Below are 11,762 nucleotides of genomic sequence, written 5' to 3' on the forward strand. Positions count from 1 at the left end.
ACCAACCATGGCGGACACGCAGAACACAGCAGCCAAGCCGAAGGGCGCAAGCCAGGCAGACGCGGCTTCCAAGAAGGACACGCTCGGCAGGGCGGTCACCGACGCACGGGAGCAGGCGAGCCTGGCGGCCCGGCGGACGGTGGAGGCGATCGAGGCCAATCCGCTGCCGGCCGTTGTCGGCGGCCTTGCCGTTGGCGTGATCGCCGGCGCCCTGCTCCCGCGCGCACAGCAGGAAAGGCAATTGCTCGCGCCGGTCGGGCGCAAGCTTGCCTCCACGACCAAGGACGCGGTTGCAGCCGCGAAGGACAGCGGCCGCGCCGAACTCGGTGCCTTAGGGCTTACCCGCGACAGCGCCAGCCAGCATGGCAGCCAGGTGGCGCAGAACGTGCTCCGCGCGGTGATCGCGGCAAGCACCGCAGCGCTCGCCGCCAGCAAGGCAGCCAATCCGCCCGCCGAGGGTTCCAAAGGCTGACCGTCGCCGCTAGGGAGGGGGAGAACCCCCTCCCCAGCGGAAACCGATATGAGCAAGCTGCATCTCGTCTTTGGCGGTCGCGTGAAGGACCCGCGCACCCTCGACTTCGCCGACCCTTCGAACCTCGAGATCGTCGGCGTCTTCCCCGATTATGCCAGCGCCGAGCGCGCCTGGCGCGCGGCCGCGCAGCGCACGGTGGACGATGCGGAGATGAAGTTCGTGGTGGTGCACCTGCACCGGCTGCTCGAGCCGAACCTGCTGACCTCTCCGGAAGTCCAGGCCTAACCGGGCTCGGTCGATCGGCTCGCGGCGCGGGCCGATCGGAACCGCGTGTGCACGGGCTATCGCAGGGCCGCTACGCCTTGCGATACCGCCACAGGAGCAGCGGCCGGGCAAGCGCCACGCCCGCGATCAGGCCGCCGAGCGGCTCGACGAGCCCGACCGACAGCGCCCCCGCACCCGAAAGCAGCACGAACGGCAGCTGAAACGCGGTCCAGATCGCTGCGACGGCCGCAATCTGGTGCAATCGCGGACGACCCGGCATCACCGGCACCGCCCGCGGCAGGCCATACAGCATGAGATAGCCGCCGATCATCGCGAGGATCGCGGACTCGCAACCGATGGTCGGCACAAGCGATCCCGGCGTCAGCAACAACCGCGCCAGTGCGCCACCATATGCTCCCGCCACGAACAGCGCGAGCATGCCGGCGCCGCCCAGCGCCTTCTCCAGATACCGGCCGACGATCAGCAGAAACACAAGGTTGAGCGCGGTGCCCAGCACGCCGACGCTCAGGAACTGCGACACGAGCGGCGACAGCGCCGCGCGCACCGGCGTCTCCTGCAGGGCTCCACCAAGGATGTCGGCCGGCAGGAACGCGAAATAGCCCGCCCAGCCTGCCGCGCCGGTCGGCAGGATCAGCAGAAGCGCGACGAACAACGCGAACGCAACAAGTGCATCCGTCACCCGCCCGCGAGGAAGATGGAACCCGTTCAGATGAACTCGATCTTGGACACGAGATAATAGCGGTCGCCAGCCGGCACCGACACTTCCACCTCGTCGTCGATCGACCGGCCGATCAGCGCGCGGCCGATCGGCGAATTGTAGGAGATGCGGCCGGTCTTGGCGTCCGCCTCCGTCTGGCCGACGATCTGGTAACGAACCGGCTTGTCGTCCTCGTCCAGCAGGGTCACCGTCGCGCCGAACACGATCTTGTCGCCCGACAGGTCCTTGGGATCGATCACCTGCGCGCGGGACAGCTTGTCCTCGATGTCCGCGATCGACGCCTCGATCTGGCCTTGGCGCTCCTTGGCCGCATGATATTCGGCGTTCTCCGAAAGATCGCCATGCGCGCGCGCTTCCTCGATCGCATCCACCACCTGCGGACGCTCTTCCTTCAGGCGACGCAGGTCCGCGGTCAGCTTGTCATAGCCTTCCTGCAGCATCGGCATCTTTTCGACGGTCGCCATTCCCTGTCCTTCGCTCGTCTGAAAACTTCCCCCTAGCCCGTCCCCGAAGGGCCGCGCCCGCACTTACATCAGCATGTCCGGAGATCAGTTGTGCGAGCGCGAATAGTAGGACTGGAGCGGGCGCACTTCAAGCCGCCGCGTTGCAAGGGCGGCAATCGCCTCCGCCGCCTGCACGGAGGCAGGTGCCGTCGTGAAGTACGGGATCTTCAACGACAGCGCCGTGGCGCGGATCGGCTGCGAGTCCTTCAGGCTCTGCCACCCTTCCGTGGTGTTGAAGATCAGCTGCACATCGCCATCCTTGATCCGGTCGACGATGTGCGGACGGCCTTGCGCAATCTTGTTGATGCGCTCCACCTGCACCCCGTTTGCCGTCAGGAAGTCCGCGGTGCCGCCCGTCGCGACGATGGCAAAGCCCTGTTCCGCCAGCAGTCGGGCCGCCGGGAGGATCGCCATCTTGTCCCCGTCCTTCACGCTGATGAAGACGGTGCCGCTCGCCGGCAGGACGGTGCCGGCGCCGAGCTGCGACTTGGCGAAGGCCAGGGTGAAATCGGGATCGATCCCCATCACCTCGCCCGTGCTCTTCATCTCCGGCGACAGCACCGGGTCGACGCCGGGGAAGCGATTGAAGGGGAACACCGCTTCCTTCACCGCCGAATAGCCGATGTCGCGATCAATGGCCGGAAGGTTGGCGAGCTTTTCGCCGGCCATTACCCGCGCCGCGATCTTGGCAATGGGCGCGCCGATCGCCTTGGCGACGAACGGCACGGTGCGGCTGGCGCGCGGGTTGACCTCGATGAGGTAGACCAGGCCGTCCTTCACCGCGAACTGGATGTTCATCAGGCCGACGACCTTCAGCGCCTTGGCCAGGGCGACGGTCTGCCGTTCGATCTCGGCGATCACGTCCCGTGGCAGGTTGTAGGGCGGGATCGAGCAGGCGCTGTCGCCGGAATGGACGCCCGCCTCCTCGATATGCTGGAGCACGCCTGCGACCACCACGTCCGTGCCGTCGCAGATCGCGTCCACGTCGACCTCTATCGCGTCGCGCAGATACTGGTCGATCAGCACCGGCGAGTCGCCGGACACCTGCACTGCGGTCTGGATATATTCCTCAAGCTGCGTACGCCCGTCGACGATCTCCATCGCCCGCCCGCCGAGCACGTAGCTCGGCCGCATCAGCACGGGATAGCCGATCCGCTCGGCGGCGGCGATCGCCTCCTCGCGGCTGCGCGCAAGGCCGTTGGCCGGCTGCTTCAGGCCAAGCTTGTTGACCAGCGCCGCGAACCGCTCGCGATCCTCGGCCAGGTCGATCGCATCGGGCGAGGTACCGAGGATCGGGATGCCCGCCTCCTCCAGCGCCTTGGCGAGGTTGAGCGGGGTCTGTCCGCCGAACTGCACGATGACGCCGACGAGCTCGCCCTCGCTCGCCTCGACATGCAGGATCTCCAGCACGTCCTCGGCCGTCAGCGGCTCGAAATAGAGGCGGTCGGAGGTGTCATAGTCGGTGCTCACCGTTTCCGGATTGCAGTTGACCATGATCGTCTCGAAGCCCGCGTCGCCCAACGCGAAACAGGCGTGGCAGCAGCAGTAATCGAATTCGATCCCCTGCCCGATGCGGTTCGGACCGCCGCCCAGGATCACGACCTTGCGCGCGCTTGTCGGCTGGCTCTCGTTCTCCGGCTCGCCGAAGGTCGGCGCTTCGTAGGTCGAGTACATGTAGGGCGTCTTCGCGTCGAACTCCGCCGCGCAAGTGTCGATCCGCTTGAACACCGGCCGCACACCCAGCCGATGCCGCAGCGCGCGCACCTCACCTTCGGTCACCCCGCCGGTCATCGCCACGACGGCATCGTGAATCAGGCCAGAGCCGCGCGCGATGCCGCGCTGCATGCCCCGCAGGTTCGCCGATTGCAGCGCCAGCCAGGCGAGACGCTTGTCGCTGAAGCCCATCGACTTGAGGCGGCGCATCCCCGCTGCCTCGATCGGCAGCCCCTCGCGGCAGACTTCTTCCTCGGCCGCGACGATCTCGGCGATCCGCTCCAGGAACCATGGATCGTATTTGGCGATCGCATGCACCTCCGCGACGGTGAAGCCCTCGCGCAGCGCCTGCGCCGCGACCAGCAGCCGGTCCGGCGTCGCTCGCGACAGCGCCGCCTCGATCTCCGCGCGCGGTGCGCCGGCGAGGTGATCGACGCGGTTGAAGCCGGAGAGCCCCGTTTCCAGCCCGCGCAGCGCCTTTTGCAGGCTCTCATGGATATTGCGGCCGATCGCCATGACCTCGCCGACCGACTTCATCGCGGTGGACAGGATCGGCTCGGCGCCCTTGAACTTCTCGAAGGCGAAGCGCGGAATCTTGGTGACGACGTAGTCAATCGTCGGCTCGAAGCTCGCCGGCGTCGCGCCGGTGATGTCGTTGGTGATCTCGTCCAGCGTATAGCCCACCGCCAGCTTCGCCGCGACCTTGGCGATCGGGAAGCCGGTCGCCTTGGAGGCGAGCGCGGAGGAGCGCGACACGCGCGGGTTCATCTCGATGACGATGAGGCGGCCGTCCTTCGGATTGACCGCGAACTGCACATTGGAGCCGCCCGTCTCCACGCCGATCTCGCGCAGCACCGCGATGCTGGCGTTGCGCATGATCTGATATTCCTTATCCGTCAGCGTCAACGCCGGCGCGACGGTGATGGAATCGCCCGTATGGACGCCCATCGGATCGACATTCTCGATGGAGCAGATGATGATGGCGTTGTCGTTGCGATCCCGCACGACCTCCATCTCATATTCCTTCCAGCCGAGCAGCGATTCCTCGATCAGCACCTCGGTGGTCGGTGAGGCGTCGAGCCCCTTGCGGACGATCTCCAGAAACTCCTCGCGATTGTACGCCACGCCGCCGCCAGTGCCGCCCAGCGTGAAGCTCGGACGGATGATCGCCGGCAGGCCGACCTTGGCGAGGCCTTCCAGCGCCTCGGCTTCCGAATGCGCGACATGGCTGCGGGCGGATTCCAGCCCGATCTTGTCCATCGCATTGCGGAACTTCTGCCGGTCCTCCGCCTTGTCGATCGCCTCGGCATCGGCGCCGATCATCTGAACGCCGAACTTCGCCAGCGTGCCGTCCTCGAACAGCGCCAGCGCCGTGTTGAGCGCGGTCTGCCCGCCCATCGTCGGCAGGACGGCGTCCGGCCGCTCCTTCTCGATGATCTTGGCGACGATCTCGGGCGTGATCGGCTCCACATAGGTCGCGTCGGCGAGCTCGGGATCGGTCATGATCGTCGCCGGGTTCGAATTGACCAGGACGATGCGATAGCCCTCTTCCTTCAGGGCCTTGATCGCCTGCACGCCCGAATAATCGAACTCGCACGCCTGACCGATAACGATCGGCCCCGCGCCGATCACGAGGATGGAGGAGATGTCGGTGCGCTTGGGCATTAGCTCGAGAACCTAATTACGAAAGAGTTGGACGTTGCCTTGGAGACCCCATCGCCGCCGAACAGGCGAGCTACGCAATCTAACTTGCCGTCCCAATCAGAAGGCCGGATGCTCGCAGGTGCCTCGATGATTGAAGGATTGCCTTTTATCAAGCTGCCCTCGATCAGTGTCGCGCCCTTCAGGTCACATCGATCCTCGGCTTGGGCAAACTCGTCTTCGGTCATGGGATGGCCAAAGATGATTGCGCATCCAGTTAGCAGAGCCGGCAGCATCGGCACGATGAGCCGGCCCGGCCTCACCGCAGCATCCCTACGAATCGCTCGAACAGATACAGGCTGTCCTGCGGCCCCGGGCTCGCCTCCGGATGATACTGCACCGAGAACGCCGGCCGGTCGGTCAGCTCCAGCCCCGCGTTGGAGCCGTCGAACAGCGACACATGCGTCTCGCGCGCATTGGCGGGCAGGCTCTCGCGTTCCACCGCGAAGCCGTGGTTCATGCTGGTGATCTCCACGACGCCGTCCGCCAGACGCTTGACCGGGTGGTTGGCGCCGCGATGGCCCTGAAACATCTTGGTCGTGCGCCCGCCCACCGCCAGCGCAAGGAGCTGGTGGCCAAGGCAGATGCCGAACAGCGGCAGCCCGGTGTCGAGCAATGCGCGGATCACCGGCACGGCATATTCGCCAGTCGCGGCGGGATCGCCGGGGCCGTTGGACAGGAAGATGCCCTGGGGTTTGAGCGCCATGATCTGCTCGACCGTGGCGGTCGCCGGCACCACCGACACCTTCGCACCGGCATGAGCGAGATTGCGGAAGATGTTGCGCTTGGAGCCATAGTCGATGGCGACAACATGGGGGCGGTCCGCCGCGTCCTCGTCAGCGCCATAGCCGAATCCCAGCCGCCACACGCCGCCCGCCCAGCCGTAATGCGTTTCCGTCGACACGTCCTTGGCGAGGTCCATGCCTTCGAGCCCCGGCCAGCTGCGCGCCATGTCGAGCAGCAGCGGAATATCGAACTCGCCGCTCGCCGAATGCGCGATCACGCCGTTGGGCGCGCCGCCCTGCCGGATGCGCTTGGTCAGCGCGCGGGTGTCGACTCCCGCCAGCCCGATACGCGCATGCTTCTTCATCCACTCGTCCAGCCGTTCGGCCGAGCGGAAGTTGGACGGCGCGGTCACGTCCTCGCGCACGATCATGCCCAGCGCGTGGGGGTCGTCCGCCTCCACGTCGTCCGGGTTGGCGCCCACATTGCCGATATGCGGAAAGGTGAAGGTGATGATCTGCCCGGCAAAGGACGGATCCGTCATGATCTCCTGATAGCCGGTCATCGCGGTGTGGAAACATACCTCGCCCACCGCCTCGCCTTCCGCGCCGAAGCCTCGGCCCCACGCCACCTCCCCGTTCGCGAGGACGAGAACGCCCGTGGCGCCCTCGGGGGCTTTGGCGGGCGCAGCATGAGGGTTGGCGTCGGCCATTGCGGGCGGGCACTCCTGGTTGGTGGTCGGCGATGTTCGCTAAGTGGCGGCGGCTAGACCCCCTCCCCCGATCCGTCAACCGTCGCTACACGGCTCTCCATGATTCGAGACGACATCAAGCAATCCCAGATCGCCGCCATGAAGGCCGGCGACAAGGAATCCCGCGCCGCGATCGGCCTCATGCAGGCCGCAATCAAGAACCGCGACATCGAGGCGCGCACGCAAGGGCCGGTGGCCGACGACGACGCGCTGGTGGTCGAGGTGCTCCAGAAGATGGTGAAGCAGCGCCGCGAATCGATCGCCATGTATCGCCAGGGCGGGCGCGAGGAGCTTGCCGCGGGCGAAGAGGCGGAGGTCGCGGTGATCGAGCGCTTCCTGCCGCAGCAGATGAGCGAGAACGAGACCCGCGCCGCGATCGAGGCGATCAAGGCGGAGCTGGGCGCGTCGGGCAGGAAGGACATGGGCCGCGTGATGGCGGAGCTGAAGTCCCGCCACGCGGCGAACCTGGACATGTCGAAGGCGAGCGGGCTGGTGAAGGCGGCGCTCTCGTAAGAAGGCAGATTGTTCACGCGAAGGCACGAAGGCGCGAAGAGGTCAGCCTGATGATTGGCGCGTCAGCGCCGATCAAGAAGGGTTCACAGCTGCTGGCGCGGCGAGCAGGGCGGGACCCGATTGTGACCAATCATGCGCCCTTTTCGCGCCTTCGCGCCTTCGCGTGAACCACCTTTCTTCTTTTCCTCCGATTGCCATTTCCGCGCATCCGAGCAATACAAGTTATACTCGCAGGCATGAGTCTCTCGCCCGCCTTTCTGGACGAACTGCGTGCCCGCACGCACCTGTCCGCGCTGATCGGCAAGACGACCAAGCTGACCAAGGCCGGTCGCGAGTTTCGCGGTTGCTGCCCGTTCCACAACGAAAAGACGCCCAGCTTCTACGTCAACGACGAGAAGGGCTTCTATCACTGCTTCGGCTGCTCCGCGCACGGCGACGCCATTCGCTGGATGACCGACCAGCGCGGCCTGCCCTTCATTGATGCCGTCAAGGAGCTGGCGCAGGCCGCCGGCCTCGCCATGCCGGCACAGGATCGCCACGCGGCCAAAAAGGCCGAGCGCGCCAAGGGCCTGGTCGAGGCGTGCGAGGACGCCGCCGACTGGTTCGTCCAGCAACTGGGCGGCATTGCCGGCGCGGAGGCGCGCGCCGTGTTCGCCAAGCGCGGCGTCAAGCCGGAGACGGCCAAGGCGTTCGGCCTGGGCTTCGCGCCGGACAGTCGCGGCAAGCTGCGCGCCGATCTCAAGGAATATGGCGACCAGCTGCTCGTGGAAGCCGGCCTGCTGATCCAGGTCGACAACAAGGAGCCCTACGACCGTTTCCGCGGGCGGCTGATGATCCCCATCCGCGACCAACGCGGCCGGACGATCGCCTTTGGCGGCCGGATCATCGGTGACGGCGAGCCGAAATACCTCAACTCTCCCGAGACCCCCTTGTTCGACAAGGGGCGCACGCTCTTCAACCTCGACCGCGCGTCCCCTGCGTCGCGCAAGGCGGGCCGCGTGCTGGTGGTCGAAGGCTATATGGACGTGATCGCGCTCGCCCAGGCCGGCTTCGGCGAGGCGGTCGCGCCGCTCGGCACCGCGCTCACCGAGGCGCAGCTCGAACGGCTGTGGCGCCTGTCCGACGTGCCGATCCTCTGCTTCGACGGCGATGCGGCCGGCCAGAAGGCAGCGATCCGCGCCGCCCACCGCGCTTTGCCGCTGCTGCAGCCGGGCAAGAGCCTGTCGTTCGTGACGTTGCCGGACGGCCAAGACCCGGACGACCTCGTCCGCGGCAAGGGCGCTGGCGCGTTCGAGGCGCTCCTCGCCCAGGCGCAGCCATTGGTCGACCGACTTTGGGCGCACGAGCACGCCGCAGAACCGCTTGCCACACCCGAGCAGCGTGCCGGTTTTCGCCAGCGCATGCAGGAACTCGCGCAGACGATCGCGCATCCGGGTGTTCAGGCGGAATACAAGGCGGACTTTCGCGCTCGCTTCGACGCGCTGCGCGAGGCCGCGCGCCCGGCGCGCCGCGAGTGGACGCCGCGTGCACCCGGCACCAGGTGGAAGCCGCCGCTCGCCCCCGCGACCGAGCAGGCGCTGGCGGTGAAGGCCGCGGGTATCGATCGCGTGCTCGCCAAGGCGGTGCTCGCCGGGCTCATCCGCCATCCCGCCGAGATCGCCCGCCACATGGAGGTGTTGGGCTCCCTGAAGCTCGCGGATGGTGCGCTGGGACGCCTGTTCGAGGCTGTTGTCGATCTCGCGGTGGAGGACAGGGCGCTTGATACCGAGCGCCTGGTTACCATATTGGCGAAATCCGGCTTCGACCAGATCGCGGGTGATCTCTTGCGCGCCGACCAGCTTCGTTGTTCTTTCACCGAGAGGGATGCCGATCCAGCCATGGCTCGGGCCGATCTCGATGAAGCGATCGCGATTCTGGTCGCGGGGCCGGAGGTGAACGCGGCTCTGGCCGAGGCGACGGCGGCGATGCAGGCCCATTACTCGGACGAGGCGTTCGAGCGGCAGGTATCGCTGGTGCGGGAAAAACAGGCGCTCGAAGCGCGGCTTGCAAATCTCGTGCAGGCAAACGAAGACGCAAGAGCATTCAAGGCCGAGGGCAATTGATGGCGAAGACGGATATGGCGGACGTCCAGGACACGAGCGACACCGGGGACGCGCCGCTGATCGATCTCAACGATGCGAACATCAAGAAGGTGATCGCCCGCGCCAAGAAGCGCGGCTATATCACCTATGACCAGCTCAACGAAGCGCTGCCGCAAGGCGAGATGTCGTCCGACCAGATGGAAGACATCATGTCGGCGCTCAACGAGATGGGCGTCAACATCGTCGAGAACGAGGAACAGGGCGAGGACGGCGAGACCGAGGAGCGCGCCGACGACGAGGATACGCCCGAGGCGGAATCTTCCGACGACGGCACTGCACTCGTCGTCGAGAAGAAGAAGGAAACGGTTGATCGCACCGACGATCCCGTTCGCATGTACCTGCGCGAGATGGGCGCGGTGGAGCTGCTGTCGCGCGAGGGCGAGATCGCCATCGCCAAGCGGATCGAGGCCGGCCGGGACACGATGATCCTGGGCCTGTGCGAATCGCCGATCACCTTCAACGCGATCATCGACTGGTCCACCGCGCTCAACGAAGGCACCATGCAGCTGCGCGAGATCCTCGATCTCGACGCCATGCTCTCCAAGGGTCCGTCGGCCGAGCAGGTCGCGGGCGCCGAGGACGATTCGGGCGAGATCAGCGAAAGTGCCGCCGGTCCCTCCTTCAAGGAAGAGGAGGAGCCCGAGGAAGTCGCGTCGAACGACGATGACGACGACATGACCGAGCGTCGCGCGCCGCGCCCCAGCGACGACGAGGAGGAGGACAACACCCTCAGCCTGGCGCAGATGGAGGAGCAGCTCAAGCCGATGGCGCTGGAGCGGTTCGCCAACATCACCGCGATCTACAAGAAGTTCTCCAAGATGCAGGCAAGCCGCCTGGATCAGATGGGCGCCGGCGGCGAGCTGTCGGCCGCGGACGAGCGCAAGTACCAGAAGCTGCGCGAGGAACTGACCGCCGAGGTGGAATCGGTGCAGTTCCACAATGCCAAGATCGAGTATCTCGTCGATCAGCTCTACAGCTTCAATCGCCGCCTTACCGCGCTGGGCGGCCAGATGCTGCGCCTGGCCGAGCGCCACAAGGTGCCGCGCAAGGACTTCCTCGACCGCTATGTCGGCCACGAGCTCGACGAGCAGTGGCTGCCGGGCGTCAAGGGCGTGGACAAGAAGTGGGGCAATTTCGCTGCCAACGAGGCGGATGCGGTGGACCGTATCCGGATCGAGATCAGCGAGATCAGCCAGCAGACCGGCATGGCGCTGGGCGAGTTCCGCCGCATCGTGAACATGGTCCAGAAGGGCGAGCGCGAGGCGCGGATCGCCAAGAAGGAGATGGTCGAGGCGAACCTGCGCCTCGTCATCTCCATCGCCAAGAAGTACACCAATCGCGGCCTGCAGTTCCTGGATCTGATCCAGGAGGGCAATATCGGCCTCATGAAGGCGGTCGATAAGTTCGAATATCGCCGCGGCTACAAGTTCTCGACCTATGCGACCTGGTGGATCCGTCAGGCGATCACCCGCTCGATCGCCGACCAGGCGCGCACGATCCGCATTCCGGTGCATATGATCGAGACGATCAACAAGCTGGTCCGCACCAGCCGCCAGTTCCTCCACGAGCAGGGCCGCGAGCCGACGCCGGAGGAAATGGCGGAGCGCCTCTCGATGCCTCTCGAGAAGGTGCGCAAGGTGATGAAGATCGCCAAGGAGCCGATCTCCCTCGAAACGCCGATCGGCGACGAGGAAGACAGCCATCTGGGCGACTTCATCGAGGACAAGAACGCCGTGATCCCGGTGGATGCCGCGATCCAGGCCAACCTGAAGGAAACCGTCACTCGCGTCCTGGCTTCCCTCACCCCGCGTGAGGAGCGCGTGCTGCGCATGCGCTTCGGCATCGGCATGAACACCGATCACACGCTGGAGGAGGTCGGCCAGCAGTTCTCGGTGACGCGCGAGCGCATCCGCCAGATCGAGGCCAAGGCGCTGCGCAAGCTCAAACACCCGTCGCGCAGCCGCAAGATGCGGTCGTTCCTGGACCAGTAAGCGGCAAGCGGCCCCGGCGAGGAGGACCAGTCTTCGCCGGGGCCGCCCCCATGCGCACCGCGGACAGGCGGGGGAGAAGCGGCGCGCTCCTTCGATCGGAGGAAAAGGGCGCGGGACCGGCGCCTCTTCCGCAACCGAAGCAGGAGACCGGCAGCATCGCTGCGGCCTCACCCTCTTTTGCCCGCCCGAGCTTGCGACGGCGACAATGCCGCGCGCGCGCTTATTCCGTGAATTGCGGAACAGACGGGGCG

General features: G+C 66.3%; 10 protein-coding genes. 5 read left to right on the forward strand and 5 right to left on the reverse strand.

Annotated features, from left to right (window positions below; translation table 11 throughout):
• The first annotated feature begins 7 nt into the window (after positions 1–7).
• Both DVW87_RS07450 and DVW87_RS07455 read left to right on the forward strand, forming a co-directional pair.
• Positions 8–472, forward strand: a complete 465-nt coding sequence (locus DVW87_RS07450) for a hypothetical protein (protein ID WP_114687184.1) — start codon at positions 8–10, stop codon at positions 470–472.
• Between the two features lie 48 nt (positions 473–520).
• The gene (locus DVW87_RS07455) at positions 521–757 is read left to right on the forward strand and encodes a DUF4170 domain-containing protein (protein ID WP_114687185.1); all 237 of its coding nucleotides are present in this window, start codon (positions 521–523) and stop codon (positions 755–757) included.
• 70 nt (positions 758–827) lie between these two features.
• On the opposite strand, the gene DVW87_RS07460 is transcribed toward DVW87_RS07455, so the two are convergent.
• From DVW87_RS07460 to carA, 5 genes are all read right to left on the reverse strand, one after another.
• The gene (locus DVW87_RS07460) at positions 828–1,436 is read right to left on the reverse strand and encodes a rhomboid family intramembrane serine protease (RefSeq protein WP_181814767.1); all 609 of its coding nucleotides are present in this window, start codon (positions 1,434–1,436) and stop codon (positions 828–830) included.
• A gap of 26 nt (positions 1,437–1,462) precedes the next feature.
• Positions 1,463–1,939 carry a transcription elongation factor GreA gene (gene greA / locus DVW87_RS07465; protein ID WP_114687187.1) on the reverse strand — a complete coding sequence of 159 codons (477 nt, stop codon included), beginning with the start codon at positions 1,937–1,939 and terminating at the stop codon, positions 1,463–1,465.
• An 84-nt stretch (positions 1,940–2,023) separates the two neighbouring features.
• Positions 2,024–5,356, reverse strand: coding sequence for a carbamoyl-phosphate synthase large subunit (gene carB, locus DVW87_RS07470; RefSeq protein WP_114687188.1), 3,333 nt, complete (start codon positions 5,354–5,356; stop codon positions 2,024–2,026).
• Positions 5,356–5,580, reverse strand: coding sequence for a hypothetical protein (locus DVW87_RS07475; RefSeq protein WP_147276230.1), 225 nt, complete (start codon positions 5,578–5,580; stop codon positions 5,356–5,358). The genes carB and DVW87_RS07475 overlap by 1 nt, the downstream gene beginning before the upstream one ends.
• A 71-nt stretch (positions 5,581–5,651) precedes the next feature.
• Entirely contained in the window at positions 5,652–6,827 is a 1,176-nt protein-coding gene (carA, locus tag DVW87_RS07480; protein WP_114687190.1) for a glutamine-hydrolyzing carbamoyl-phosphate synthase small subunit, read from the reverse strand.
• Positions 6,828–6,926: 99 nt separating this feature from the next.
• Between carA and DVW87_RS07485 the strand changes: the two genes are divergently transcribed.
• The 3 genes from DVW87_RS07485 to rpoD all read left to right on the forward strand — a co-directional run bounded on the left by DVW87_RS07485 (position 6,927) and on the right by rpoD (position 11,511).
• Positions 6,927–7,379, forward strand: a complete 453-nt coding sequence (locus tag DVW87_RS07485) for a GatB/YqeY domain-containing protein (protein WP_114687191.1) — start codon at positions 6,927–6,929, stop codon at positions 7,377–7,379.
• A 236-nt stretch (positions 7,380–7,615) separates the two neighbouring features.
• On the forward strand, positions 7,616–9,481 hold the full coding sequence (gene dnaG, locus DVW87_RS07490) for a DNA primase (RefSeq protein WP_114687192.1): 1,866 nt from the start codon (positions 7,616–7,618) through the stop codon (positions 9,479–9,481).
• Positions 9,481–11,511, forward strand: coding sequence for an RNA polymerase sigma factor RpoD (gene rpoD / locus DVW87_RS07495; protein ID WP_114687193.1), 2,031 nt, complete (start codon positions 9,481–9,483; stop codon positions 11,509–11,511). The genes dnaG and rpoD overlap by 1 nt, the downstream gene beginning before the upstream one ends.
• Positions 11,512–11,762: the final 251 nt, after the last annotated feature.

It is taken from the genome of Sphingomonas aracearum, from assembly GCF_003345355.1.
Taxonomy (GTDB): domain Bacteria; phylum Pseudomonadota; class Alphaproteobacteria; order Sphingomonadales; family Sphingomonadaceae; genus Sphingomonas; species Sphingomonas aracearum.